General features: G+C 71.3%; 26 protein-coding genes. 11 read left to right on the top strand and 15 right to left on the bottom strand.

Annotated features, from left to right (window positions below; translation table 11 throughout):
- Nucleotides 1-211 precede the first annotated feature (211 nt).
- A complete protein-coding gene (locus ACFV61_RS05250) occupies nucleotides 212-2041 on the bottom strand; it encodes an acyl-CoA dehydrogenase (protein WP_063348359.1) in 1830 nt (609 codons plus the stop codon).
- Nucleotides 2042-2255: 214 nt separating this feature from the next.
- Between ACFV61_RS05250 and ACFV61_RS05245 the strand changes: the two genes are divergently transcribed.
- Together ACFV61_RS05245 and ACFV61_RS05240 are read left to right on the top strand one after the other, a co-directional pair.
- Nucleotides 2256-2759 (top strand): SseB family protein, encoded by a 504-nt coding sequence (locus ACFV61_RS05245; RefSeq protein WP_380490221.1) that lies wholly within the window; start codon nucleotides 2256-2258, stop codon nucleotides 2757-2759.
- A gap of 126 nt (nucleotides 2760-2885) precedes the next feature.
- A complete protein-coding gene (locus ACFV61_RS05240) occupies nucleotides 2886-3836 on the top strand; it encodes a pirin family protein (RefSeq protein WP_063348361.1) in 951 nt (316 codons plus the stop codon).
- A 40-nt stretch (nucleotides 3837-3876) separates the two neighbouring features.
- On the opposite strand, the gene ACFV61_RS05235 is transcribed toward ACFV61_RS05240, so the two are convergent.
- The 3 genes from ACFV61_RS05235 to ACFV61_RS05225 all read right to left on the bottom strand — a co-directional run bounded on the left by ACFV61_RS05235 (nucleotide 3877) and on the right by ACFV61_RS05225 (nucleotide 6537).
- Complete coding sequence (locus ACFV61_RS05235; protein ID WP_063348362.1) at nucleotides 3877-4698, bottom strand: protein phosphatase 2C domain-containing protein; 822 nt, start codon at nucleotides 4696-4698, stop codon at nucleotides 3877-3879.
- A 355-nt stretch (nucleotides 4699-5053) separates the two neighbouring features.
- Nucleotides 5054-5674, bottom strand: coding sequence for a TIGR03086 family metal-binding protein (locus ACFV61_RS05230; RefSeq protein ID WP_380490219.1), 621 nt, complete (start codon nucleotides 5672-5674; stop codon nucleotides 5054-5056).
- Nucleotides 5671-6537, bottom strand: coding sequence for an alpha/beta hydrolase (locus tag ACFV61_RS05225; RefSeq protein ID WP_380335405.1), 867 nt, complete (start codon nucleotides 6535-6537; stop codon nucleotides 5671-5673). Before ACFV61_RS05225 ends, ACFV61_RS05230 begins: the two co-directional genes overlap by 4 nt.
- Before the next feature lie 175 nt (nucleotides 6538-6712).
- Here ACFV61_RS05225 and ACFV61_RS05220 point away from each other — a divergent pair, with 175 nt between their 5' ends.
- The gene (locus ACFV61_RS05220) at nucleotides 6713-7354 is read left to right on the top strand and encodes a TetR/AcrR family transcriptional regulator (RefSeq protein ID WP_063348365.1); all 642 of its coding nucleotides are present in this window, start codon (nucleotides 6713-6715) and stop codon (nucleotides 7352-7354) included.
- A gap of 169 nt (nucleotides 7355-7523) precedes the next feature.
- Here the strand turns inward: ACFV61_RS05220 and ACFV61_RS05215 are convergent, their stop codons facing one another.
- Both ACFV61_RS05215 and ACFV61_RS05210 read right to left on the bottom strand, forming a co-directional pair.
- Nucleotides 7524-8852, bottom strand: coding sequence for an amidase (locus tag ACFV61_RS05215; protein ID WP_380490217.1), 1329 nt, complete (start codon nucleotides 8850-8852; stop codon nucleotides 7524-7526).
- A 30-nt stretch (nucleotides 8853-8882) separates the two neighbouring features.
- Entirely contained in the window at nucleotides 8883-9113 is a 231-nt protein-coding gene (locus tag ACFV61_RS05210; protein WP_380373502.1) for a hypothetical protein, read from the bottom strand.
- 207 nt (nucleotides 9114-9320) lie between these two features.
- Here ACFV61_RS05210 and ACFV61_RS05205 point away from each other — a divergent pair, with 207 nt between their 5' ends.
- Nucleotides 9321-10286 carry an LAETG motif-containing sortase-dependent surface protein gene (locus tag ACFV61_RS05205; protein ID WP_159398465.1) on the top strand — a complete coding sequence of 322 codons (966 nt, stop codon included), beginning with the start codon at nucleotides 9321-9323 and terminating at the stop codon, nucleotides 10284-10286.
- Nucleotides 10287-10495: 209 nt separating this feature from the next.
- Here ACFV61_RS05205 and ACFV61_RS05200 read toward each other — a convergent pair whose 3' ends face one another.
- From ACFV61_RS05200 to ACFV61_RS05170, 7 genes are all read right to left on the bottom strand, one after another.
- Nucleotides 10496-11008 (bottom strand): helix-turn-helix transcriptional regulator, encoded by a 513-nt coding sequence (locus tag ACFV61_RS05200; RefSeq protein WP_380490215.1) that lies wholly within the window; start codon nucleotides 11006-11008, stop codon nucleotides 10496-10498.
- Nucleotides 11009-11044: 36 nt separating this feature from the next.
- Nucleotides 11045-11617 (bottom strand): hypothetical protein, encoded by a 573-nt coding sequence (locus ACFV61_RS05195; protein ID WP_380490213.1) that lies wholly within the window; start codon nucleotides 11615-11617, stop codon nucleotides 11045-11047.
- A 109-nt stretch (nucleotides 11618-11726) separates the two neighbouring features.
- The gene (locus ACFV61_RS05190) at nucleotides 11727-12116 is read right to left on the bottom strand and encodes a roadblock/LC7 domain-containing protein (protein ID WP_380490211.1); all 390 of its coding nucleotides are present in this window, start codon (nucleotides 12114-12116) and stop codon (nucleotides 11727-11729) included.
- 295 nt (nucleotides 12117-12411) lie between these two features.
- Nucleotides 12412-13299 (bottom strand): phosphotransferase enzyme family protein, encoded by an 888-nt coding sequence (locus tag ACFV61_RS05185; RefSeq protein ID WP_380490209.1) that lies wholly within the window; start codon nucleotides 13297-13299, stop codon nucleotides 12412-12414.
- A complete protein-coding gene (locus ACFV61_RS05180; RefSeq protein ID WP_380490207.1) occupies nucleotides 13296-14648 on the bottom strand; it encodes a helix-turn-helix domain-containing protein in 1353 nt (450 codons plus the stop codon). Before ACFV61_RS05180 ends, ACFV61_RS05185 begins: the two co-directional genes overlap by 4 nt.
- A 141-nt stretch (nucleotides 14649-14789) precedes the next feature.
- The gene (locus ACFV61_RS05175) at nucleotides 14790-15089 is read right to left on the bottom strand and encodes a DUF397 domain-containing protein (protein WP_380490205.1); all 300 of its coding nucleotides are present in this window, start codon (nucleotides 15087-15089) and stop codon (nucleotides 14790-14792) included.
- Nucleotides 15086-15943 (bottom strand): helix-turn-helix domain-containing protein, encoded by an 858-nt coding sequence (locus ACFV61_RS05170; RefSeq protein ID WP_380490203.1) that lies wholly within the window; start codon nucleotides 15941-15943, stop codon nucleotides 15086-15088. The genes ACFV61_RS05175 and ACFV61_RS05170 overlap by 4 nt, the downstream gene beginning before the upstream one ends.
- 485 nt (nucleotides 15944-16428) lie before the next feature.
- Here ACFV61_RS05170 and ACFV61_RS05165 point away from each other — a divergent pair, with 485 nt between their 5' ends.
- Genes ACFV61_RS05165 through ACFV61_RS05135 form a run of 7 tightly spaced genes read left to right on the top strand, consistent with a single transcriptional unit; the run spans nucleotide 16429 to nucleotide 22326 of the window.
- Complete coding sequence (locus ACFV61_RS05165) at nucleotides 16429-17472, top strand: cytochrome P450 (RefSeq protein WP_380490201.1); 1044 nt, start codon at nucleotides 16429-16431, stop codon at nucleotides 17470-17472.
- A complete protein-coding gene (locus tag ACFV61_RS05160; RefSeq protein ID WP_380490199.1) occupies nucleotides 17469-17972 on the top strand; it encodes a deoxycytidine deaminase in 504 nt (167 codons plus the stop codon). Before ACFV61_RS05165 ends, ACFV61_RS05160 begins: the two co-directional genes overlap by 4 nt.
- Nucleotides 17969-18508 carry a dCTP deaminase gene (gene dcd, locus ACFV61_RS05155; protein WP_363367773.1) on the top strand — a complete coding sequence of 180 codons (540 nt, stop codon included), beginning with the start codon at nucleotides 17969-17971 and terminating at the stop codon, nucleotides 18506-18508. The genes ACFV61_RS05160 and dcd overlap by 4 nt, the downstream gene beginning before the upstream one ends.
- Nucleotides 18501-19154 (top strand): hypothetical protein, encoded by a 654-nt coding sequence (locus ACFV61_RS05150; protein WP_380490197.1) that lies wholly within the window; start codon nucleotides 18501-18503, stop codon nucleotides 19152-19154. Before dcd ends, ACFV61_RS05150 begins: the two co-directional genes overlap by 8 nt.
- Nucleotides 19151-20917, top strand: a complete 1767-nt coding sequence (locus ACFV61_RS05145) for an amino acid--tRNA ligase-related protein (RefSeq protein WP_380490195.1) — start codon at nucleotides 19151-19153, stop codon at nucleotides 20915-20917. Before ACFV61_RS05150 ends, ACFV61_RS05145 begins: the two co-directional genes overlap by 4 nt.
- Nucleotides 20914-21759, top strand: coding sequence for a class I SAM-dependent methyltransferase (locus ACFV61_RS05140; RefSeq protein WP_380490193.1), 846 nt, complete (start codon nucleotides 20914-20916; stop codon nucleotides 21757-21759). Before ACFV61_RS05145 ends, ACFV61_RS05140 begins: the two co-directional genes overlap by 4 nt.
- A 27-nt stretch (nucleotides 21760-21786) precedes the next feature.
- Nucleotides 21787-22326: an AAA family ATPase gene (locus ACFV61_RS05135; protein ID WP_380490191.1), complete on the top strand. Its 540-nt coding sequence runs from the start codon at nucleotides 21787-21789 to the stop codon at nucleotides 22324-22326.
- An 87-nt stretch (nucleotides 22327-22413) separates the two neighbouring features.
- On the opposite strand, the gene lysS is transcribed toward ACFV61_RS05135, so the two are convergent.
- Both lysS and ACFV61_RS05125 read right to left on the bottom strand, forming a co-directional pair.
- The gene (lysS, locus tag ACFV61_RS05130) at nucleotides 22414-24075 is read right to left on the bottom strand and encodes a lysine--tRNA ligase (protein ID WP_380490189.1); all 1662 of its coding nucleotides are present in this window, start codon (nucleotides 24073-24075) and stop codon (nucleotides 22414-22416) included.
- 384 nt (nucleotides 24076-24459) lie between these two features.
- Nucleotides 24460-24582, bottom strand: coding sequence for a hypothetical protein (locus tag ACFV61_RS05125; protein ID WP_380490187.1), 123 nt, complete (start codon nucleotides 24580-24582; stop codon nucleotides 24460-24462).
- Nucleotides 24583-24892: the final 310 nt, after the last annotated feature.

The raw sequence follows: 24892 nt of genomic DNA, 5'->3' as shown, positions 1-24892 counted from the left end.
CTAACGGGGGGCGGGTGGCGGGGCGGCCACGGGGGCGCGGGGGGGACGGCAACCGTCATGGTGGCTGGGCGGGGCAGGGCGGCAAACCCCCATGGCCCGGGGGGGCGCGGGCCCCTTCGACGTGAGGGTGGTGTCAGACGGTCGGAGAGGTGTCACGCCCCTCGCGGCGCCCCTGGGGGCGCGGCGGCGGGTGACGGGTGGGGCGAGGGCCTCAGAAGGCCTCCTCCGCCAGGTCCATGATCTCGTTGTCGATGCCCTCGGCGATCAGCCGCTGCGGGGCGACGGTCGGCAGGACGTTCTTGGCGAAGAAGCGGGCCGCCGCGACCTTGCCCTGGTAGAACGGGACGTCCTTCTCCGAGGCGCCGGCCTCCAGCTTGGCCAGGGCCACAGCGGCCTGACGCAGCAGCAGCCAGCCGACGACGACGTCGCCGGAGACGAGCAGCAGGCGGGTGGTGTTGAGGCCCACCTTGTACATGTTCTTGACGTCCTGCTCGACCGAGGTGAGGTCGGCCAGCAGCTTGCCCACGATGGCGTCCAGGTCGCCGACGGCCTTGGCGAGCAGCTCGCGCTCGGCGGCCAGGGCGTCGCCGCCCTCGGCCGCGCCGAGGAACTTCTGGATCTGCTCGGACAGCGCGGTGAGCGCCTGGCCGCCGTCCTTGACGATCTTGCGGAAGAAGAAGTCCTGGCCCTGGATCGCGGTGGTGCCCTCGTAGAGGGTGTCGATCTTGGCGTCCCGGATGTACTGCTCGATCGGGTACTCCTGCAGGTAGCCGGAGCCACCGAAGGTCTGCAGGGACTGGGCGAGCTGCTCGTAGGACTTCTCGGAGCCGTAGCCCTTGACGATCGGCAGCAGCAGGTCGTTGAGGCGCTCGGCGGCCTCGTCGCGCTCGCCGCGCAGGCCGGCGGCCACCATGTCGTCCTGGACGGACGCGGTGAACAGGACCAGCGCGCGCATGCCCTCGGCGTAGGCCTTCTGGGTGAGCAGCGAGCGGCGCACGTCCGGGTGGTGGGTGATGGTGACGCGCGGGGCGGTCTTGTCCAGGAACTGCGAGATGTCGGCGCCCTGCACGCGCTCCTTGGCGTACTCCAGGGCGTTCAGGTAGCCGGTGGAGAGGGTGGCGATGGCCTTCGTGCCGACCATCATCCGGGCGAACTCGATGATCTTGAACATCTGGCGGATGCCGTCGACCTTCTCGCCGAGCAGCCAGCCCTTGGCCGGGTGCTTGGCGCCGAAGGTCATCTCGCAGGTGTTCGAGGCCTTGAGGCCCATCTTGTGCTCGACGTTGGTGGCGTAGGCGCCGTTGCGCTCGCCCAGCTCGCCGGTCTCCCAGTCGAAGTCGAACTTGGGGACGATGTACAGGCCCAGGCCCTTGGTGCCGGGCTTGCCGCCCTCCGGGCGGGCCAGCACCAGGTGGATGATGTTCTCGGACATGTCGTGCTCGCCCGAGGTGATGAAGCGCTTCACACCCTCGATGTGCCAGGAGCCGTCCTCCTGCTTGATCGCCTTGGTGCGGCCTGCGCCCACGTCCGAGCCCGCGTCGGGCTCGGTGAGGACCATGGTGGCGCCCCAGAGGCGGTCGGTCATCCGCTGGGCGACCTTCTTCTGCTCCTCGGTGCCCTCGTCGTGGACGACGCCGGCGAAGGCGGGGCCGGAGGAGTACATCCAGATGGCCGGGTTGGAGCCCAGGACCTGCTCGGCGTAGGCCCAGATCAGGGAGGACGGGGTGACCTGGCCGCCGATCGCCTCCGGGATGCCCAGACGCCACCACTCGGCGTCCATGTAGGTCTGGTAGCTCTTCTTGAAGGTGGCCGGGACCGGCGCGGTGTTGGTCTCGGGGTCGAAGACCGGCGGGTTGCGGTCGCTGTCGACGAAGGACGCGGCGAGGTCGTTCTCGGCGAGGCGCGAGATCTCGCTCAGGATGTTCTTCGCGGTCTCGACGTCCATGTCCGCGAACGGTCCGGAGCCGTAGACCTGCTCGCGACCGAACACCTCGAAGAGGTTGAACTCCACGTCCCGCAGGTTGGACTTGTAGTGACCCATGGCCGTTTTCTCCGGTTCGTCGCTTCCGGGAGACCGCCGCGTTCGGGCGCCCCGTACCCACCAGTACGCATCATGATGCTACCCAGCGGTAACTTGGGCAAGCCCCTGGCGGTGAATCCGCTATGAACGTGGTCACGTCCCACAAGGCGGGACGACCAGTCCTTGTCAGGATCGACGCCCGCACGGGCGGGTGCGCTCCCGATAGCCTGTCCGTGTGTACGGATATGACCAGAACGCATACCCGGGCGACCCCTACCAGCAGCAGGCGGGTCCGCAGCCGGGCATGAACGGCATGCCCGGCCCCGACGCCTACGGCGCGCAGTCGCAGGCGTCCCAGCAGTCCCTCTACCCCGAGCCCTCCCCGCCGTCGCTGGCGGAAGCCGTCCGGGCGTTCACCACGGGCTCGATGGCGGTCGAGGACTTCCAGGCCATCTTCATCACCTCGAAGGTGCACTGCCCTCGCGGCGAGCGGCCCGGCTTCCTGGCGCTGCACAACACGCCGACGCCGGTGATCCCGATGTTCAGCTCGCTGAAGGAGCTGCGCCGCTACGCCGGCAAGGACTCCAAGCACTTCACCGTCACCGGCGCCGAGGTCCTGGACCTGCTGCCGACCGGCTACGGCTTCGCGCTGGACATGGAGGGCGAGCACCGGATGGTGTTCGACGCCAAGGCGGTCGAGCAGATGGTCGACTTCACCATGCGCCGCATGTACGGCTGACCCATCCTGGAGGAGGAGCCCCGCGCTCCTTCGTCACCATATGGTTCAACTTTCAACTTGCTTGTTGTTGAGAATTGAACTAACCTCGTGGACGTAGGCCAGAGGAACCCCCCGAAGGAGGCCGACATGCCCGCCGTGACCGTCGACAACCCGCTGACCCTGCCGCGCGTCGCCACCCCGGACCCCGCCGCCACCAGCGCCCGGCCGGTCCTCACCATCGCGACCGCACCCGAGGGCTTCGAAGGCGAGGGCTTCCCCGTCCGCCGCGCCTTCGCCAAGATCAACACCAAGCACCTCGACCCGTTCATCATGATGGACCAGATGGGCGAGGTGGAGTACGCCGCCGGCGAGCCCAAGGGCACGCCCTGGCACCCACACCGCGGCTTCGAGACGGTCACCTACCTGATCGACGGCGAGTTCATCCACAAGGACTCGCACGGCGGCGGCGGCCACCTCGGCGGCGGCGACACCCAGTGGATGACGGCCGGCTCGGGCATCCTGCACATCGAGACGCCGCCGGAGTCGCTGGTGGCCACCGGCGGCCTGTTCCACGGCATCCAGCTGTGGGTCAACCTCCCGGCCTCCGACAAGATGGCCGCCCCGCGCTACCAGGACATCCACGGCGGCCACGTCAAGCTGCTCTCCACCCCGGACGGCGGCGCGATCCTGCGGCTCATCGCGGGCGAGCTGGACGGCCACCGGGGCCCGGGCGTCACCCACACCCCGATAACCCTGCTGCACGCCAGCATCACCCCGGGCGCGCAGGTCACCCTGCCGTGGCGGCCGGACTTCAACGCGCTCGCCTACGTCCTCAACGGCGACGGCACCGTCGGCGCCGAGGGCCGCCCGATCCACACCGGGCAGGCGGCCGTGTTCGGCGAGGGCGACACCATCACCATCACCGCCGACACCAAGCAGGACTCCCGCCACCCCAACCTGGACGTGATCCTGCTCGGCGGGCAGCCGATCCGCGAACCGGTCGCCTGGTACGGGCCGTTCGTGATGAACAGCCACCGCGAACTGGAGCAGGCCATGCGGGACTTCCAGTCCGGCCGGTTCGGCCACCCGATCGACTGACGGCACCACCCCCGGCGACACCTCGGCCGTCCTCCGCGCGCTACAGGAGCGCGTAGACGGCCGAGGCGTCGTCGTGCGCCTTGCCGCGCGGCCAGCGCTCGCAGGCGGCGTCCGCCCGCTCGACCTCGCGGACCTGCGCGATCAGTTCGCCCGGACCGGACTCGGCGAGCAGCCGCAGCGCGTCCGCCCAACTCCCCAGCCCGAAGCGCTCGGTGAAGCGCGAGGCGCCGTCGGTGAGCGCGGCCAGCGCGTGCAGCCGCTCCAGCCGGACGAAGCCGGTCTCGGCGTGCCCGGCCGCCTTCGGGCTGGCCGCGGCGATCCACGGGCCGTTGCCCCGGTTGCGGGCGGACCGGACGGCCAGCGCGTACTCCAGGTGCAGCGCGGCCCGCTCGGCCGAGCCGGGGACGGTCGCCCAGACCTGCCGGCGCAGTTCCTCCCCGCCGGGGAAGCGCTGGTTGTCCCCGATCACCTTCGGCGGGCCGTCCTTGTACTCCAGCACCAGCAGCGAGTCGCCGAGCACCAGGTACTCCAGCGACTCGCCGTGCCGGCGGGCCGCCACCACCATCGCCGCGGGGGTGTTGGGGTGGCCCAGGTCGCAGCGGCCGCCGTGCAGCGCGGCCGTCTCCACGATGGCGTCGGCCAGGCACTCGGCGATCGAGCGGTCCACCCGGTCGGTGAGCCGGGCGAGCAGGTGCACGCCCAACCGGCGGACGTACCAGGCGGTTCCGTGCCGGCACCCGGACTCCAGGCCGGTCGGCGAACTCGCGCCGTCCAGCAGTACCAGCGCCTCCGGCGAGGCCGCCGCGAAGTCCTCGCTCTCGCGGTCCGGCCGCCGTGCTTCCCCTGCGAGCTGTAGCTGCATCCCGACAGTGTGGCCGCCGCCCCCGGCCCGCGCCCAGACCCCTGCGCCGGTGTGGCGCGGGCCGGTCGCCGCCGCCCGGTGGCAGCCGGGGCAATCCGGTCATACCGTCGAATAACGACCGGACAATTCGGCCAATCAGGGCCTGTCAGGTTTGGGATCACCTTCGGGTGTCCGGGCGGCCCGGGACTGACGAGGAGCAGGAGATGTTCTGGGAGTTCATCGTGCTAGTGGCCGCCTCGACCGGCTTTCCGACCGCCGCGCTGCTCTTCCTGATCGGCGGGCCGCGCTTCCCCGACGAACAGCGCGGCGGCCGGCACGCCTAGCTCTCCGAACCGGGCTCTCCGGACCCGCGTTCCTAGGCCTTCCAGACCGGGTCCCGCCCGAGCAGGGCCAGCGCGCGGTCGAACCGGCCGCCCTCCGTACCCGCTTCGAGGCGCGGCGCGAACGCCTTGCCCGGCACCCGGTTCTCCGGTGCGGCCGGGACGGCCTCGGCGACCGCCAGCAGGGTCGCCGCCAGCGCCTCGTCGCCGTCCACGACCGCGGTGAACGGGGCCTGGACGCCGAGCGCGGCCGCGACGTCCCAGCCGTGCACCAGGGTGTCGAGCAGGTGGAAGCCGACCGCGTGCGCCAGCGGGAAGGGGCCGCCGTGCTGGATCTCCGGCAGCCAGACGTCGCGCCCGGCCGCTGCGGCCTCGCGGAACGCCGCGGTGAGCTCGGTGCCCGTGCGGCGGAAGGCGCCCGCCGGGTCGTCGCCGACCGGGGCGTCGGCCCAGAGCGCGAGGTCGGGCCCGGCGCCGCGGGCGGCCGCGGCGAAGCCCTGGTGCTGGCCGACGATGTGCCCCATCAGCCGGCTCAGCGTCCAGCCCGCGCACGGACTCGGCAGCTCCAGCTGGTCGGGCCGCAGGCCGTCCACCACTTCGGCGGCCAACTCCAGCGATCGGGCGTGCAGTTCGACGAGTTCTCCGGCACGGCTCATGCGGCGCTGACCTCCTGACCGGCCGACAGGAAGCCGATCGCGTTGTCGATGACGGTGGGCTCGGCGACGATCCGGCGGTGGCCGAGCCCTCGGGTGACCAGTAGCTCCAGCCGGTCACCGTACGCGGCTTTCAGGCGCCGCGCGTGCGATATTCCGACCACGTCGTCGCCCTCGTCGTGCGCCACCAGGATCGGCAGCGGCACCTCCTCGGGCCGGTGCGCGGCGTCGAAGCGCCGCCACGGGTCCTCGGTGCCGGCGAACAGCTCGTGCTCGATCCGGTGCCGCAGGTCCCGCTCGATCACCGGGCCGAGGCCGAGCCCGGCGCAGAACGCGCCCGGCAGGTAGGCGAATTCGCTGACGCCTGCGAGGGCGACCAGCCGCCCGGCCCGGACTCCCTCACGCAGCGCCAGGAACGCCCCGGCCACGCCCAGCGAGTGCGCCACGATCGCCTCGAACCCGCCGTAGCCGTCCTGGAGTTGCCCGGCGATGGCGCGGTACTCCAGCACCGTGGTGGCCCGGCCGCCGGAGTCGCCGTGGCCCGGCGCGTCGAAGGCGACCGGGCTCAGCCCGAGCGCGCGCAGCCGGGGCACGTAGGGGGCGAAGCGCGAGGCGCGGGAGCGCCAGCCGTGCATCAGCAGCACCGGCCGGGCGCCGTCGCCCCAGCGGTAGACGACGACCTCCTTGCCGTTCACGGTGATCCGCTCGACGGCGGCCTGCCGGTGGGTCTCCCGCTCGGCGGGGCGGACGGCGCTGCGCCGCAGCGGACGCTGGAACAGCTCGTACGCGGCGCGGCCGGCCAGCCTGGGCGCCAGGTGCGAGGTGGTGTTGAGGGCGGTACGAACCAGTGCGAGGGCCGGGTCCATGCGGTCTCCCTGTCGGTGCGGACGGGCGTGCCGGGGTGCGGGGGCCGTGCTCGGACCGGATATTAGCACGACCGTTCGTGCAGTTTTATGGACAGGAAGTCCGCCGCCCACCCCCGGGCTACCCTGGCGGCACACACCGCGACGGCGACGGCGACGACGAGAACTGAGGTGGCCGATGGCCGGATCGACCACGGACGGACGGGTCCTGCGCGGCGAGGAGACCCGCCGGGCGGTGCTGCACCGCGCCGTCACGATCGCCTCCGTCGAAGGCCTCGGCGCGCTCTCCATCGGTCGCCTCGCCACCGACCTCGGGCTCAGCAAGAGCGGCGTGTTCGCCGGCTTCGGATCCAAGGAGGAGCTCCAACTCGCCACCGTCCGCGCCGCCCGCCGCATCTTCGCCGACGCCGTCGTCGCCCCGGTCGCCGACACCCCGCCCGGCCTCGCCCGGGCCCGCGCCCTCTGCGAGAGCTGGCTCGCCTACTCCCGGGCCCGGATCTTCCCCGGCGGCTGCTTCTTCTACGAGGTCACCGCCGAGTTCGACGCCCGCCCCGGCGCCGTCCGGGACGCCCTCGCCGACTGCGCCCGCGAGTGGCGCCAGGTGATCGCCGACGCCCTCGCCGAGGCCCGCGCCACCGGCGGCCTGCGGCCCGACACCGACCTCGACGACCTCGCCTTCGCCCTGATCGCCCTCCTGGAGACGGCCAACTCCCAGGCCGTGCTGCACGACGAGGACATCCCCTACCAGCGGGCCGCCCGCCTCCTGCTGCGCCTGCTGCGCGCCGAGGCCACCGACCCGGCCGACCCGGCGCTCGCCTAGGGGCTCTCTTTCGGATCACGTCGGATCAGCGCGCGGCGTCGGAGTGCGTGCATCGCAAGGCGGAGGAGGGAGTCCATGCGGAGTATCGGCGACCGACGACAACGCGGCGAGGTGCGTGCTCCGGCGTCGCGCGCCCGGCGTGATCCGAAAGAGAGCCCCTGGGTCGCTTCTAGGCTTCTCGGCCCAGCGCCCCTTCCAGGAAAGCCGCCTGGGCCAGCAGCCGCTCGTCGCCGCCCGCCGTGCCGACCACCTGGAGGCCCAGCGGCAGCCCCTCCGCCGTCCGCCCGGCCGGGAGGCTCAGCGCGGGCAGGCCCAAGTAGCTCCACGGCAGCGACATCACCGGGTCCCCGGTGCTGTGCAGGCCCTCCGGCGCCCCGCCGGTCGCCGACGGCGCCAGCCACAGGTCCACCCCGGCCTCGGCGGTCGCCCGGGCGACCCGCTCGCGCAACCGCTCCCGGGCCTGGAGCGCGGCCGCCCGGTCCTCTGCCGCGACGCCCTGGCCGACCCGGATGCTGGCCGCCGTCTCCGGCCGGTACAGGCCGCCGAACCGGGCGAACCAGTCGGCGTGGCCGCGGGCCAGCTCGAAGCGGTTGATCGTCTGCAACTGCCGGGTGATCCCGGCGAAGTCCGGGAACAGCGGCACCCGGCGCACCGTCAGGCCGGCCTGCGCCAGGCGATCCAGGCTCTCCTCGAAGGCGCGCAGCGCCGCCGGCTCGGCCCGCTCCAGGTACGCCCCGTCCGGGACCCCGAGCACCGGCCGGCCCCCGGCCACCACCCCGCCCCGCCAGTCGTCGCCCCGCCAGTCGTCGCAGAGCAGTGCGGCCGCCAGGGCCGCCCCGGCCAGGTCGGCCGTGAACACCCCCAGGGTGTCGAAGCTCGGCGCGTTCGGGATCACCCCGGCCATCGGGATCCGCCCGTACGTGGGCCGGAAACCCACCACCCCGCAGTACGCGGCCGGCCGGATCACCGACCCCACCGTCTGGGTGCCGACCGCCAGCGGCACCAGCCCCGCCGCGACCGCCGCCGCCGACCCGCTGCTGGAGCCGCCCGGGGTGTGCCCGGAATGGTGCGGATTGCGGGTCGGTCCTGGCGCGCTCGCCGCGAACTCGGCGGTCACCGTCTTTCCGGCGACCAGCGCCCCGGCCGCCCGCAGCCGGTCCACCACCACGGCCTGCGGCCCCGCCAGGACCCCCGGCGGCAGCGCCGAACCGCCGTGCGTGGGCAGCCCGTCCACGTGCACGATGTCCTTGACCCCCACCGCCACCCCGTACAGCGGCGGCCGCCCGGCCGGCTCGGGGTGCCGCGCGGCCAGCGCCCGCGCCTGCGCGCGCAGCCGATCGTGCCGCCCCGGCTCCGGGACGAACGCGTGGATCAGCGGGTCCACCCGCTCGACCAGCGCGCAGAACCGGTCGACGTGCTCGGACAGGCCCGGTACGCCGGACCGCAGCCCGGCGGCCTCACGGGTCAACGACCGCGGCTTGGCAAGGGGTTGCTCCATGCCGATCACGGTAGACCACCCGTTGGCGCACTACTGGTGTTCGGCCGACAGGTACGGCGTCTCGCGCAGGTAGTACGCCCCGCAGGTGTGGCAGCACAGCTCCGGTGTCTTGCCCCAGTCCACCGGCTCCCGCACCTGCGCGTCCGGGTCGAGCTCCCGGCCGCACATCGCCACGCTCTCCACCCCCCGGACCATGTGCCACAACCGCACCCCGCCGGTCGCACCCCCGGCCCCGTACTCGGCTCGCATCTGGTGCTTCATGCGGCCATCGTCAGGCCCCCCGGCCACCCCGGCAACCGGTGGCCGAACGGGCGCCTGGGCAGCATCGATCACTTAGCGCCAAATCTGATCGAAACAAGCCACTCGCAACCGGTAGGGTTCGCGGGCGCGACCCGCGCCGACGGCCCTGCCGGAGGCCTCAAGTCGCCCGAAATCGACCCCATTTACCCCAATCTGGAGCTTCTCAACGTGCGCTCTTCTCGCCTTCTGGCCGCCTCCGCGCTGATGGCGCTCTCCTTCGGCACCACGGTCGGCGCCGTCAGCGCGAGTGCGGTCGGAGTCCCCTCCTCTCCGCCCCCCACCTCCACCACGGCCACCCCGAGCGCCCCCGCGCCGAGCACCCCGGCCCCGAGCACCACCCCGAGCGCCCCCACCACGGCGACTCCGAGCACCACCCCCAGCAGCACCGCGACGGCCACCCCCACCAACCGGCCGTCCACCCTGCCGATGCCGACCCCGACCAACAGCATGCGGTGCAGCGGCGGCGTGCACCAGAGCCCGCTGCTCAAGGTCACCGGCTCCGGCCTGTACGGCACCACCCTGGTCAAGGGCGGACCGGCCGCCGAGCTGAGCGTGACCTGGCAGAACAACAGCGGCATCGATCTGCCCGTCGTCCACAACTCGCTCTACGTCACCGACGAGTTCGACGGGGACTACCCCGTCCAGTGGAGCACCGAGTTCTTCGACGTGCAGCTGAACACCGGCTCCGGCTGGAAGCCCGCAAAGCTCGACGACCGCTCCCTCCAGTCGCCGGACATCAAGCTGGCCAAGGGCGAGAAGATCACCTACCAGGTCCGGATCGCCGCCACCGCCAAGGCCCCCGTCGGGAACTACGGCGCCAACTACGACGCCGGCTCCGACGCGTTCGACAACGACAAGGTGCCCACTCCGGCCAACAACAAGCCGAACGCCTGCACCCAGTTCTACAACCCCTTCGAGGGCAAGTTCCGGGTCGCCGAGGCCGGTGGCGCCACGACCCCCGCGGCCGCCGGCCACGGTTCGGCCTCCGCCTCGCCGTCGGCGGGCCCGCACCTGGCCGAGACCGGCGCCGACTCCAACACCCTGCCGATCGCCCTCGGCGGCGCCGCCGTCCTGGCGGCCGGCGCCGGCACCGTGTTCGTCCTGCGCCGCCGCAAGGCCGGCGCGCACAGCTGACCCTGAAACCGGGTGAACGCCGGGGGGGCGGGGCGGGGGGGGCGCGGGCCGCGCAGGCCCCTGGCCGCCGACAAGGATCACGCTCAGCAGGACCGTCGGTCCCTGCAACGCCGCCCGGCCGTGGCGGAACGCCGCTGCGGTCGCGAGCACGAGCGGCGGGCCGGATGCCTTCAAGAGCGCACCCGCGAGCCGACTCGCGCCGCGCGGCATCAGTGTGCCCCAGCCGGTTGCGGAACCTCGCTGAGCCTCATGTCCGGCCAGCTGCCGCCGAGGGCCCGCAACGACACCAGGTCGTCGAGCACAGCCACCGCCGCCGCCTGCTCCCGGCTCCGGACCCCGAGCGTGGTCAGGATGGTCTGGGTGTAGGTCCGAACCGTGTTTGCGGTCAGGCCCAGACGCTTCGCCGTGGCCACCACATCCTCACCGGCGACGAGGCCGGCCAGGATCTCCATGTGGCGAGGCGGCAGCGTCTTGCCGCTGGGGTTCCTCACGTGCGTGTCCTCGCGCCGCACCAACCCCCAACTCGCGCCCAGGGCGGCGGCGTGGAAACGCTTCGTCGTGCCGATCTTGGTCAGCAGCATGCTGATAGCGGCTCCGACGCCGCCTTCATGGATCCCGGTGGCGCGGCTGATCGCGGGGTGCAGGCCGCCGCCGGCCACCTGTCGCAAGAGAAGGACGTCGGCGTCGGAAAGGGCCGGCTTGATGGGAAGGGAAATAGGCATGGCAGAACTCCGGGAGAACGGGGTTGGAGGAGGCGGTTACTGAGCGGGCCGCAGACGGTCGAGAGCGGCGAGCAGCGCGGGGCCGATCTGCTGGGCGGCGTGGGGGCCGATGGTCAGGATCAGGTCGCCGCTCTGAACGAGGGAGGTGACCAAGGACTCGGGGCCGGGTTGGTGAGGGCCGGACTCGTAGCGGATGACCGAGCCCGTGGAACTGGCGCCGAGGATGGTCTCGATCCCGTCGGCGTGGTCCTGGCGGCGGGGGAATGTCGAGTGGACGGGCAGCAGAACGGTCTGGTCCGCGGCGGTCAGGGCGTCGGCGATCAGACCTGCGAGGGCGTTCGACCGCAGGTGGCCGGAAGGCTCGTACACGGCCACCAACTCGACCGCCCTCGCGTAGCCCATGACGGGAAGGCCACGACCAAGGGCGTGGTCCAGCACGTCGCGGACCGCAGCGTTGTCCCCGCCCCAGATCATCGAGGCCGTGCCCGGGTTCGCCGTTCGCAGCCCGGCACCGGTGCGTTCGAGGCGCTGCAGCAGTTCTGGGCGAGGGCCGGCGTGCGACGGTGAGGCCGTCACCTTCGCGTGCCGTCGGGCGAGGTAGGAGGTCACCCGGCCATGCCGGGACTGTGCGGGTCGGGGAAGTGGACGGCCGAGAGGACGGTGGGCAGCGGCAAGGGGCGTGCCGGCGTCTCGGAGGTGACCGCCGTCGAAGTCGCGCTCATGCTGCGACCGCCACGGCGAGGCCGTCGTCCGCCAGTTGGACGAGGCGGAAGGCGATCTCTCCCAAGTGGCTGTTGTCCGTCGTAGCGCACACCACGGCGAGCATCGAGCCGTCGCTGGCGCCGACCAGAATCAGCGTGCGGCCGAAGCGGTCCTCGACCACGGCGTGGCCCCAGGGGCTGGAGTCGCCGGTGCGGCGACCGATGATGTCGGAGCTGTGCCTGCTCGCGGCGTTGAGGGCTGCCATCACCGCCGCCCAGTGGTCGGCCTCGCTGGTGTCGATCCCGGGCGAGGTGCCGAGCACTAGGCCTTCGGGGCTGACGTGGATGGCGGCGACGACACCGGCGGTGCCGGTGACCAGGTCGTTCAGGAACTGGGGGCGGGGCACAGTGAACCTCCGGGGGGTGAGGATCGAGGCCGGCAGGACGGGCCTGACCCGGTGGGCGCCGATTCACGGGTTGGCGGCGAGGCAAGGGGCCCGCGCCAAGCCCGAGTTCGGGCAGGACACGACCAGAGTGACGAGGAAGGTGGTGTGAGTGCGAGGGGGTGGATGGGGACGCGTCGGCTGTCCCCATCGGTGACGGCAACGCCCTCGAAAGGCCGTACGGGCGCGAGCCGGTGTAACGCCCCTCGGCGAGTTCAGGGGACGATCGGAGCGCGACGTGGGCTCGCGCCCGGCGAGATCAGATGGCCGTCCAGCCCCACGGGCGGTCGCCCTCGCGTCCTTGGATACAGGCGAGGCGGTAGTGCGCCTGAGCGCGGTGCCGCGTCGGGTCTGCGGTAGCGAGCTGGAGAGCGAAGCAGGTGACCCGTAGCTCGCGGAGGTTACGCAGGAGCGGGTAGCCCGGCCAGATGGTGACGTCGGCGCCGTAGGCGGTGCAGATGGCGTCGTACTGCTTCGCGGTCACGCTGCCGAACGAGGTGAAGCCGGTCGCTATCGTCGCCAGGTCCCACTCAGGCGGGCCGACGGAGGTCCGTTCGAAGTCGAGGAGGTAGGTGGTGGTCTTGGCGACCGCGGTGTTGCCGCCCCAGGCGTCCCCGTGGATCACTCGGTGTGAAGCCTCAGCAGGAATTTCGTCCCAGGCAGCCTGGAGGTCCGCGAGATGCCCCTGGAGCCAGTCACGCTGCTGCGGTTCGAGCGTCACTGCTTCGTCTATCCGTTCGGCGATCCGGACAAGGGGGTCGAGGACACCGAGGTTGATGTGCCCGGGTACCGGCAGCTCGTGCAGCCGGCGCAGGAGCGGCGCCATGTCGACGCCGGTCCCCGGCCGGTGGAGCGGAAGCTCGTACCAGAAGGTGACAGGGCGACCGTCGACGCAGACGATGGGCTCGGCCAGTTCCTCCACCGGCCGAACGACCGGCATGCCGTTCTCGTGGAGCCAGCGAGCCACCGCGATCTCCCGCACCGCCACCGGCCACTGACCGCTCCGAGCGACACGGGCCACGATGCCCGCACGGAGCCGCCACAGCGCGTTCTCGCCCAGCCGGATCAGCTCCGCGCCGTCGGCGGACAGGCCGACGGCGGCGCATGCCTTGAGCAGGACGGCATGGGAGCTGCTGGTTGTGGTCACCCGTCCACCGTAGCGGCGATCTGGGCACGCAAGCCCTGGAGGCCGGCGTTCCGGCCGTACCGGCTGGCGAGGACTGCCAGGTCGTGCAGGTCCTGCACGGCCCGCTGCGAACGGAGCTGGGCGACCTCGGCCACGGCCCGCTCGGCTTCCGGTAGCGCGGTCTCGGGGTTTCCGATGGCCAGCAGCAGGCATGCCAGCTTGGTTCGGCTGAACGTACGAGATCGGGCGAAGGACTGCGCGTGACCGTCAACAGCGGCCCTGAGTCTGGTGATTGCGTCGTCGACCTGGTAGCCGGCGAGTGCGAGGTCGTAGGCGGCGTGGCCGGTGTCGCCGTGGTGCTGGGCACTGTCGTAGTAGGCCATCCACGACACTTCCTGGTCCGTGCGGAGTCGGGTGTACTCCTCATCTGACATCCCGATGGCCGTGAGCGCGGCCTGGCGGTTCCCCATCTTGGCGTGCGCGCGGGCGGCCGCGTTGTGCAGCATGGCGCGCTCGGCCGGGGAAAGGCGGTCAGATCGAACCAGGCCCATCTCCGCCAAAGTGACGCCGTCGTCGTGCCGTTCGCACCAACTGGCCAGGCGGGACCGCAGGTTGTAGGAGACGGCTCGCGCGGACCAGTCTCCCACTTCCTCCGCCAGCTCGGTCGCCCAATGAAGGCACCGGCGAGAGTCGTCGTGTTCGCCAGCGTCCAGCAGGACGGCCCCGGTGGCGGAGGCGAGGCGGCTGGCCGTGGTGAGTAACTCGGCCCGCAGCGCCTCGTCGCAGGGCGCCGACGTCAGGCTGCGGGCCCAGTGGAGCTGCGCGATGGCGGTTGCTTGCACGAGGCCGCCTCCGCCGTACAGGTTGTCCGAACCGCGCAGGGCCACGGCAGCTGACTGGACATGGGCCACGTCCCCCGGACGCACTGGCGCCCCCGCCTCCAGTAGAGGGAGCACGACTGAGGCGGTGATCGGGGTCAAGGCTTCGGCTACCAGCCCGCCTGCGGCTACGAACGCGCGTCGCTCCATGGGTTCCAGCGTGCTGACCGGCGGGGGCAGTTGGGGATTCTGCGCGACCTCGGCGGCAAAACTGTCCCCATCACGCCGCTTGTCCAACCGCATCTGCACCAGCACCAGGCTGCGAGTCAACGCCCCGCCGGTATCCAGTGCGACGTCGAGCGCCTCGGCGTGCTCCGGTAGACAGGTGCGTTCTCCGCGCTCCATCTTGCCGATCAAATCGCCGCTGAGGTGCACCAACGCACCCAGCTGGTCCTGTCCGTACCCGCGCAGCATGCGCCACTGCCGGATCTCGTTGCCCAGCCACTCCTCAAGCGAACGCTCCGGATGCAGTGCGTTGGGCCGTGCCGCCATCTCGTCCCCTTCGGCCTGCCGCTGTGTCCCCATCGGCAGGGATGGACTTACCCGTAGACCGGGCATTGATAATGGTTTCACTCCGTGGCAGTCCGAGCGCAAGCTGCGACGGCGCTGCGTGACGGGCGACGCGGCCCGAGGTTAGGCGGTGGGGGCTGTGGTGCGATCGAACCGGCCGGCCTTCGCTCCGACGAGGAAGTCAGCCCACTCACCCCATGCCAGGATCAGCGGGTCCTTGTCCGGGTTCAGGGAGTCGCGGAAGCTGACGATCCCGCGATCCAGGAACGCAACTTCGAGGCAGTTGCTTCCGCCGGTGCTGGCCGTCATCCACTCCGCTCGTTCCAACTGGTCCTTGACCCACGTTGGATCGAGGTGGTTCTTCTCGTCGGCGGAGACGATGCTGCTGTAGTCGGCAGAGGAGGTGTGGGCGTCGTGGGTCACGAGAGATCCTTGGCGATTTGAGCGAGAAGTTCGAGCGATTCCTTCGGCGGAAGGGCGTCCGTTTTCAGGTGATCGCTTGTGGTGCGGTAGTCCGCGACCGTTGCGGGGTCGTTGAGGTGGAGGGCGGTTTTCATGCCCTCGATGGTGACCGAATCGTGGCCGGTCGGGAACGTCCAGGCCATGAACGGACCGTCACAGCCGGCGTGTGCGCCGTGCGACAGCGGGATGACTTGGATGACGATGTTCCGGTGGGTGCTGGCGAGTTCGATCAGGTGCAGTACCTGCGCGCGGACCGTTGCCCGGCCGCCAACCTCCTGCCGCAGTTGGGCCTCTGTGAGTACCGCCCAGATCGGGAGCGGGGTCTTGCGGGAGAGCGCGGCACGGCGGCTGTTCCGGCGTACGGTGATGAAGCGCTGGATGTCGGCGTCGCTTTTCCAGGCACGGCCGGCGATGATCACGGCCAACTCGTAGTCATCATCCTGGAGTAGGCCGTGGACGGCCACCGGGGACCAGATGAACAGGCCGTCGGCGATCTCCAGGTTGGCGAGGTAGTCGCCGAGGGGGTCGTCCGCGACGCCTGGGTACTGCTGGTGCCAGGTGCGGTCGCGTGCGTTCCGGACCATCTCGCGCCAGGCTTCCTGGACGACAGGGTTTGTGATCTCTAATACAGCGAAAAAATGCGGCAGTTGTTGCAGCTTGATGCCCTGCGTGCCGTTCTCGATCTTCGAGATGGTGGACGCGGAGCTGTACCCCAGCTCGTTGGCGGCCTCCTCGACGCTCCAGCCGCGATGCAGCCGGGCGAGTCGAACCTCCATGCCGAGTCGGCGTCGCCGCGGTGTGGGTTCGACGGCCACCTGCACACCTCCCCTTTCCGAGGACAGGCTAGCGCTTGGGCAGTAGCACGCATATGCCGATTCAGCGAAAAGGACAGAGATTCCTTTTCGACCCTCTTGCCGTTCACCTGACTGAGCGTCATCATCGGTTCACGGTCGGGAACGGGTCTGAGCGCCACCCAACGCAGAGCAGGCGCCCCCGTCGGCCATCCAACCTCGTGACACCACAGCCCGATTGCCGCTCGTCGGGTCCGCTACCTGGCGCTACAGCCGTCCGCTCTGCGACGGGGCCAGGACGGGCCTGCGCGGACGTCCGGGTGGACGGGAGGCAACTCATGGACCAGAGCATCGTTTTGACGGCACTCTCCACAGACCCGGAGCGCGAGCCCGCGCTCGCGACCTTGGCCGAGGGACCTCGGGCCATCGATTGTCCGGACCTGGGCAGCGGGAGGCTCGTCTTCCCACGTCATCGGGAGGTTCGCCACCTGCTTCGGCATCCGGGCTTCGTGTGCGCGCCGACCGCCGCCGGCCTGCTGGACGAGATCAGCCCGGTGCTCCGCCCGGTGCTCGAACCGGTCGCATCGTGGGTGCTCTACGCGGACGCGCCGCAGCACCTGCGGTTGCGGGGCCTGCTGGCGAAGGCGTTCGCACCTCGGCGGATCGCCGCTCTGGAGTCGCAGATCGCAGCGACGGCGGACGCGCTCGTGTCCCGGTTCGTGGCGGCCGGCGGCGGCGACGCGGTGCGCAGTATCGCTGAACCCCTGCCGGTCCACACGATCTGCGCGCTGCTGGGTATCCCGGACAGCGGCCGGGACCTCGTCAAGAGGTGGTCCGACGACGTCATCCTGCTCACCGAACCCGCCCTCACCGGCGACCAGGAGAATCGGCTCGCCGCCGCCTGGGCCGGCCTATGGGACTACTTCACCGGCCTCATCGGGCACCGCCGCGCCCGAGCGGTCGATGACATCGCCTCGGCCCTGGTCGAGGTGGAGGAGCAGGGGAAGCGCCTCACGCTGGAGGAGGCGGTGTCCAACCTGATGGCCCTGCTGATCGGCGGCCACGAGACGACGACCGGGCTGATCGGCGCGCTGCTCACCGCGGTTGCGGACCACCCGGAACTGGCGCAGGCAGCGGCTGGGTCGGCGGAGTCCGTCGCCGGGTTCGTCGAGGAGGTTCTGCGCCTGGACGGGCCGGCGCTGATCACCGCCCGGACGGCGGCCGAGGACTGCGAGGTCTTCGGAGTTCCGGTGTCGGCGGGCCGACGGCTTGTGCTGCTCCAAGCATCGGCGAACCGCGACCCCGAGGTGTTCGAGGAACCGCAGGAGTTCCGGCCTGGCCGCCGCCCGAACCCGCACGTCGGCTTCGGCCATGGCCCGCACGCCTGCTTCGGAGCGGCACTGGCCCGCATGGAGGCGGCCGCCGTGATGCGCTCCGTCCTGCGGTGGGACTGCCGGCTTCACGTGGAGGACGGGGTGACCTGGAAGGCATCGCAGGTGATCCGCTCCGCGACCTTCCTGCCGGTGCACGTCGAGCGGGAGGCGAAACGGTGATCCTCACCAGCGAGGCCATCCGGCGGTTCATCGCCCAGGGCGACATCGTCTTCTCCCCCTACGATCCGGCCGGAGTCAACCCCAACTCCGTCAACTACCACCTGGGCTGCGGGTTGAAGGTCTTCCAGGACCGCACCGGCACGTTTGTGGAGACGGAGCTGTCGGACGAGGGCTTCGTGCTGGAGCCACACCGGATGTACCTCGGGCACACCGAGGAGCAGATCGGCAGCAGCCTGTTCGCGATGCGGCTGATCGGATGCAGCAGCAACGGGCGGCGCGGGCTGTTCCTCCAGCTCTCGGCCGATCTGGGCCACACCACGTCCTGCCACCGCTGGACGCTGGAGATCGTTGCGGCACTGCCGATCCGGATCTACCCCGGCATGGTCGCCGGCCAGGTCTCCTTCTGGTGCAACACCGGGCTCATCCGGCCGACCTCGGCGACCTACGCCCGCTTCAACCACGCCTGCGAGTCCCAGCCGCTGATCGGAGCACCATCGTGATCCTCACCGGACCCCAGATCGCCCGAGAGGTCGAACAAGGCCGCATCAAGATCGACCCGTTCAACCCCCGTCGCTGCACCACCAACAGCTACGACCTGACGCTGGGCAGCCGCGTGGGCGTCTACCTGGACGACATCCTCGACCCGACGCGCGAGCCCGAGGTCGAGTACCGCGAGATCCCGTCGACCGGGTACCTCCTCGAACGCGGCGACTTCGTCCTGGGCCACACCGTCGAGCGCTTCGGCAGCGACGCGCTCGTCCCCATCGTGCACGCCAAGTCCGGGTTCGCCCGCCTCGGTACGTTCGTCCACTGCACCGCCGACCTCATCGACCTCGGCTTCTACGGCTGCTCCACCCTGCAGCTGTACGCCACCCTCCCCACGGTCCTCTACCCCGGCACGCTGGTGGCGCAGGTCAGCTGGTGGGAGACCTTCGGCGAGATCGACCAGCTGTACAGCGGCAAGTACCAGGGGGCGGACGGCCCGATGCCCTCGCGCAGCCACCTCGATGCCTGGGCGGTGGCCGCCCGTGGCTGACGGCGGCTTCGCCCCAATCCGGCGCGGATCCGCATGTCCGTTCGCCGCCCGGGCCCGCATCGAGGCCGTCCCCGCCTACCCGGGGGCCGAACCGTACGAGGCCGGCCTGGAGGCAGGGCCCGTCCTGACCGACTTCGCGCGCCGCGTCGAAGACGAGGAACTCGATGGCCTGGTCCTCCAGTTCACCGACCCCGGACTCGGCGCCACCCTCGACGCCGTCGCCACCACCGTCCGGAAAACCGTCACCGGCCTACTGGCCTCGACCAGCGCCGACCCGGCCGCCGAACTCGCGCACGCGGGTGCCGACGGCTGGTGGCTGCGGCTGGCAGACATCCGCTGGTTCCTCGTCGTCTTCGCCCCCTGCTACCCCGACACCTCCCCCCGCTCCACCCGCGGCTCGGACTCGACCTTCCTCCTCTTCCAGCCCGTCCACTCCTTCGACCGGCACGCCACCCCCAAGGGCACAGTCATCGCGCCCGCCATCCGGGAGCGCATCCGCGACGCCCACCACGCCGCCGGCACCCCCTACGACTCCGACCTTGCCCAAGGGACCACCGAGGCAGCCAAGTTCGTCGCCGCACTCAACCCTGGTGACTCGCCCGTCGCCTGGTGGCGCCCCGGCCCCACCGAACCGGAGACGACATGACCACCACTGGCCTCGCCACCCTGGCCGACGCCATCGCCGCCACGCACAACTCCACCGAACCCACGACGTGGGACGCGCCCACCGAACTGCTCGGCGCCGCCGCCGTGCTGTTCACCACCCACCCCGCCGACGGCGCGGATGAACTCCTGGCAGGCATCGCCCGCCTTCTCAGCCACGGCCCCCACCTCGCCGTCACCCTCCACGCCAGCCCGCCCGCCCGGGGCCCGCGTGAACTCGACATCCTCCATCACGCCCTCGCGACCGCCGCCGAATCCGGCCGACCGCCCTGGCCCCACGGCCCCGCCGATCCTGCCCGGCTGGCCGCCGCCACCCACGCGCTCACCGCCACCATCTCCTGCCGCCTGACCGCCCTGCGCGCCTCCGCGGTCCTCCACCTCCTGCACCTGCTTCCCGACACCGACGGCCACCTGCACCGCGACCTGATCCGCCGCACCACCTGGCTCCTCGACCCCCGCACCGACGACCCGGTCACCCTGCTGCTGACCCTCACCGCCCCCGACGACCCGCTCGCCCCGGCCCCTCGAAGCCGCACCCGCACCCGCACCCGCCACCCCGAACCGCTCCCACTCGCCGACTGGGACCTCTGGCCGGCCCCCGACCAAGTCCTCACCCTGTCCGGGCGCATCACCGCGGTCCGCACTCACCGCCACATCGCCTTCGCCGACCTCGCCTGGGACCACCACGACGCCCAGCTCGCCTTCGACCCCACCATCGCCACCGACCTGCACGCCGGCGACCTCGTCTCCGTCCGGGGCACCTGCTCCACCAGCCGCACCGGCCGCCCGACCCTGTTCGTCCGCCACCTGGAGCACCACGAGCCCGGAGTCCCACCGCCGTTACCTGGCAGCGCCCTCCTCACCCCGCTCCTCGGCCCGCTGCGCGCGCACCTCGCCGCGGGCGGCTTCCGCGAGACGATCAGTCCCGTCCTCACCGACGGCTACTTCGGCGGCGCCGCACGGCCGTTCACCACCTGGGCGTACGCCGCCGGACGCCGCCAGTACCTGCGCGTCACCACCGAACTCGACCTGCTCGCCGTCATCGCGGCTGGCACCACCCGCTGCTACGAGATCGGCCCGAGCTTCCGCAACGAGGGCCAACGCGGCCGTCCTACCGTCGAGTTCGTGATGCTGGAGGCGTACGCCGCCGACCTCGCCCTCAACCAGGCCACCACCTACCTTGCCGACCTCGTCACCGCCACCACCGGCCTCATCGCCCCGCTGACCCACCAGAGCTTCGACGACGCCTTCCACGAGATCACCGGCATCGACTCGACCGACGCCACCGCCGTCCGGGCCCTGGCCGCCGAGCGCACCCCGTACACCGCCGAGCACACCGACGACCCCGACCGCATCGTCCGGCGCCTGTGGCGCCACAGCGTCCGCCAGCAACTGCGCGGCCTGACCGTGATCACCGACATCCCCGGCCCGGCCTCACCCCTGATCGCCGGCACCGGCCGCCAGGCCCAGCGCATCTGGCTCTACTCCGACGGCCTCGAACTCGCCGAGATCGCCGCCAACGAACGCGACCCCCACCGACTGGCCGACGCCTTCGCCGCGCAGTTCGCGGCCGACCGCCACCCCGCCCACCGCACGTACCAGCAGGTCATCGACCTGTACGACAACGGACTTCCCCCGTGCGTCGGTTTCGGCATGAGCGTCACCCGCCTGGCCGGCCTCCGCCCCACCCCCGTACCGGCCCAGCGCCGAACCCCCGCGCTGTGCGCCACAGAGAGGACTCCATGACCACCACGCCCACCTGGCCCCTGCCCGCGGTGCCCAGGTCCGCCGACGCCGTCCGGGCCGCCAGCTACCCCGACTTCGTCGCCATGATCAACCAGACCAACGTGATGCCCGGCGCCCACGCCACGCTCAACACCTGGGCCCTGCACTCCCGCCTCGGCCCGCACCACCGCCTCCTCGACGTCGCCTGCACCACCGGCTTCACCTCACGCGAACTCGCCCGCCTCACCGGCTGCACCGCCACCGGCTTCGACCTCGGCCACGACTCGGTCACCCTCGCCCGCTACAACCACCACATCCTCGACCCCACCCTCCGCCTCACCTACCACCAGGCCGACGGCACCACCTACCAGCCCGACCACACCTACAGCCACATCGCCGTCGGCGCTGCCCTCGGCTTCTTCCCCGACCCGCCCGCCATGGCGAACCGGCTGCTCGGCTTCCTCGACAACGGCGGATACGTCCTCGCCGCACCGTTCTGGGCCCCCGAGCCCCTGCCCGACCACGCCGCCGCCGTCCGCCGCGACGTCTTCGGCATCACCAGCCCCATGGAAACCCGCCACCAGGCCTTCGCTCTCTTCGCCGGCCTCGACGTCCTTCACCAGGCCGACCACACCCTCACCCCCGAGCCCGACGACGCCATCGAGCACTACTGCCAGTCCACCATCGACCGAGCCTGCGCCCAGAGCGGCAACACCGACCCCGCCGTCCGCACCGCCATGACCGATCGCCTGCGCGAGATCAAGCACGCCACGAACGTCCTTCGTGCCCACCAGCGCTACACCGTGCTCGTTCTGCGCTACGACGCCGGCGCCCACCCGAACCGCTACGTCGAACTCTTCTGACCGCCCAACGAAAGGCACCACACCCGAGTGATCGTCTTCGTCAACGGCCCGTTCGGCATCGGCAAGAGCACCACCACCGGCCTGCTCGCCGAGCGCCTGCCCCAGGCCCTGGTCATCGACCCTGAGGCCATCGGCCACATGCTCTGGGCTCAACTCCCGGAACCCCTGCGTACCGAGGAGTTCGAGCTGGAACCGGTCTGGCCGCCGCTCACCCACTGCATGCTCGACCACGCCGCCCGCGCCTACGAGTGCCCGATCATCGTCCCCATGACCATCGCCCGCCGCAAAGTCTTCGACCGGATCGTCCAGCCCCTGCGCGACGCCGGCCACGACGTCCGGCACTTCACCCTGCTCGCCACGGCCGCCACCATCCGCGAACGCCTACGCGAACGCGGCGAAGGCCCCGACAAGTGGGGACCGCTCAGCTGGGAGGGCAACCAGGTCGAACGCTGCCTCGAAGCCCTGGGGAAGCCCGGGTTCGCCGACCACATCGACACCGAACACCGCCCGGCGGCCGAGATCGCCGACGAGATCCTCACCCGCACCGGACTCCGGCCCGCAGCCTGACCGCACACCGAGGGCCGGGACAGAGCAACAAGCTCCGTCCCGGCCCTCGACCTCCTCAGCCACGAGGCCGGTGCCAGCCGCCCCCGGCTACGCGACGGTCAGCAGCGAGCGAATCCGCTCCGCTCCGAGCGCCAGCAGCAAGGTAGGCAACCGCGGACCGGTGTCCCGGCCCACCAACAGCTCGTACAGCAGCACGAACAGCTCCCGCTGGGTCACCTTCAGCTCCGGCGAGGCCGGAGCATCCAACGGCAACCCGGCCTGCAGCTTCGGCACGCCGTACACCAGGGACGTCAGCCCGGTGAGCGACCAGTGCTCGTCCAGACCGTCCAACAGCAGCTTCAACGCCTCCCGCTGGACCGGAGCCAGCTGCTCCAGCCGCTCCCGGTCCGGCTCGGTGCGCGCCTGGGTGCGTTCCTCGGCCGGCACGTAGGTGGTCACCCACGCCTGCGCGCGGTCGAGCCTGGGCCGGGCCTCCTCCAAGCTCGCCAGCGGCTCCTCGATGGTGAAGTCCCGCAGGATGCGCAGGGTCTGTTCCGGATCGCCGGCCGCCACGTCCGCCACCGACGCGAGCGTGCGGAATGGCAGCGGACGCGGGGTGGACGGCAGCGGCCCGGCCGCCGGACCGGCCGAACGGGCCCGCACTGCCGACTCAAGATCCGTGGCCGTGCCCGCCTCTGCCTTGCGTCCGAGCGCGTCCCACTCGTCGTAGAGCCGCAGAATCTCGCCGTCCAGGGCGATCTGGAACGACTGTCGCGGCTGACGGCGGTTGTAGAGCCACCGCAGCACCGGGGGCTCCACGACTTCCAGGATGTCGATCGGGGTGGGCACACCGCCCTTCGAGCTGCTCATCTTGGCCATGCCGCTGATACCGACGAAGGAGTACCCGAGGTAGGACGGCGGGAGACCGTCGAACACCTCGCGCACCAACTGCGAGCCGACGGTGAAGCTCGACCCGGGAGATGAATGGTCGACGCCGCCTGCCTCGAAGGTCACGCCCTCGAACGCCCAGCGCATCGGCCAGTCGACTTTCCAGACCAGCTTTCCGCTGTCGGTCCCGGACAGGGCGAAGCCGCCTTCGTGGCCACACTCGCACCGATACCGGATCTCCGTGCTGGCGTCGTCGAAGTCGGTGACCGTGGTGGAGTCCCGCCCGCAGACCTCGCAGTAGGGCCGGTAGGGATAGTAGCCCCCAGCACTGGTAGCGGCCAGGTCCTCCTCGTCCTGCTCCACCTCGGCCTCGGCGGCGGCCTTCTTCGTGCGGTACCGGCCGAGGACGCCGTCGATCTGCTGCCGGTGGCGCATCGCGTGAACGATCTGCTCGCGGTAGGCGCCAGAGGCGTACATCTGCGTCTGGCTGATCTCGTCGATCTCGACACCCAGCTTGGCCAGCGCCGTGCGGAGCGGAGCCTTGAAGTGCTCCGCCCAGTTCTCGTGTTCTCCACACGGGTCGGGCACTGCGGTCAGCGGGCGGCCGATGTGTTCGGCGAAGGCCGAGGGGGTACCGGCCGGCACCTTCCGGAGCCGGTCGTAGTCGTCCCAGGACAGCACATGGCGGCACTCCAGTCCCCGGCGGCGAAGTTCGTCCGCCACGAAGTGCGGCACCATGATCTCGCGCAGGTTCCCGAGATGCACTGGGCCGGACGGGCTGATCCCGGACGCGCACACCAGTGGAGCCCCGCCACGGCGTTTGCCCTCGGCGATCACCTGGTCCGCAGCCGCGGCCACCCAATCACCCTGCTTCACGCCCACGTCACAGTCCTCCAGCTGATGGATATTCAGAGGAGTCCAGATTAGGGGTGGTTGAGGAAGATCGAGAACACGTCGCAGCGCGAGATCCGGAAGCCCGCTTCCTACGATTGGGGAGGGCGGCGCGGGCCGGGGCGGGGACGCAGGCCTGTGGTGTCTTTGGGGTGGAGCGGGTCGCGAGGGCCGTCGGGACGCGGATGTTCGCAGGTGCGTCGGGGCGGGGTGCTCGGGGCGACGTACGGGGCACCGAATGGTTCGGGATCGGCGGTGTAGGCGCCACGGGCCGTGGTGAGACCCGGCTGGCCGCCCTCGTCCTGGTCCGCACAGCGCTGCTCAGGTGGTTCGTCGAGACTCCGCAGCAGCCCGGCCAGGCCGTTGAGTGCGGGCTCACTCGCGGGCTTCGTAGCGTGCGCCGGGCCTCGGCCAGTTGGGGTCGATGAAGTCGGGGCGGTCGGTCCGGTGGAAGAAGCGCACCAGGAACTCGGTGACGTTCCGGCGGTCTCGAACCACGCGCCCTCGTCGCTGCTGATGATGATCCGCCACTCGGTGGGCTCGTCCTCGACCGCGCGGAAGAAGTACCGGCTGCCGTGCTCGTCGCTTCCCCACAGCAGCAGAACGCCCGATTGGACGTCGGACTCGTCCACCTCCCAGCAGTCCTCGTCGATCTCGCCGTACCAGGCCGGACGCTCAGGTGGTGGTCCTCAGGGCGGCCCACTTGTCAGTCAAACCGTGCGGGGGCCCCGGGGCGCCCCCGCCCCGGGGCCGCCCGGGGGGGGGGGGGGGGGTTTTAAACAAAAACCCACCCCCACACCCCCACGGA

The sequence above is a fragment of the Kitasatospora sp. NPDC059817 genome, from assembly GCF_042731835.1.
Lineage (GTDB): Bacteria > Actinomycetota > Actinomycetes > Streptomycetales > Streptomycetaceae > Kitasatospora.
The sequence above is the reverse complement of the archived record's forward strand: the minus strand, read 5'-3'. Positions and strand labels throughout refer to the sequence as shown.

Coding starts and splice junctions, on each gene's coding strand:
- ACFV61_RS05235 (WP_063348362.1), bottom strand. CDS start 4,698: ATGCAGCTACAGCTCGCAGGGGAAGCACGGCGGCCGGACCGCGAGAGC.
- ACFV61_RS05240 (WP_063348361.1), top strand. CDS start 2,886: ATGCCCGCCGTGACCGTCGACAACCCGCTGACCCTGCCGCGCGTCGCC.
- ACFV61_RS05230 (WP_380490219.1), bottom strand. CDS start 5,674: ATGAGCCGTGCCGGAGAACTCGTCGAACTGCACGCCCGATCGCTGGAG.
- ACFV61_RS05220 (WP_063348365.1), top strand. CDS start 6,713: ATGGCCGGATCGACCACGGACGGACGGGTCCTGCGCGGCGAGGAGACC.
- ACFV61_RS05180 (WP_380490207.1), bottom strand. CDS start 14,648: ATGGCGGCACGGCCCAACGCACTGCATCCGGAGCGTTCGCTTGAGGAG.
- ACFV61_RS05215 (WP_380490217.1), bottom strand. CDS start 8,852: ATGGAGCAACCCCTTGCCAAGCCGCGGTCGTTGACCCGTGAGGCCGCC.
- ACFV61_RS05250 (WP_063348359.1), bottom strand. CDS start 2,041: ATGGGTCACTACAAGTCCAACCTGCGGGACGTGGAGTTCAACCTCTTC.
- ACFV61_RS05140 (WP_380490193.1), top strand. CDS start 20,914: ATGACCACCACGCCCACCTGGCCCCTGCCCGCGGTGCCCAGGTCCGCC.
- ACFV61_RS05145 (WP_380490195.1), top strand. CDS start 19,151: ATGACCACCACTGGCCTCGCCACCCTGGCCGACGCCATCGCCGCCACG.
- ACFV61_RS05210 (WP_380373502.1), bottom strand. CDS start 9,113: ATGAAGCACCAGATGCGAGCCGAGTACGGGGCCGGGGGTGCGACCGGC.
- ACFV61_RS05225 (WP_380335405.1), bottom strand. CDS start 6,537: ATGGACCCGGCCCTCGCACTGGTTCGTACCGCCCTCAACACCACCTCG.
- ACFV61_RS05200 (WP_380490215.1), bottom strand. CDS start 11,008: ATGCCTATTTCCCTTCCCATCAAGCCGGCCCTTTCCGACGCCGACGTC.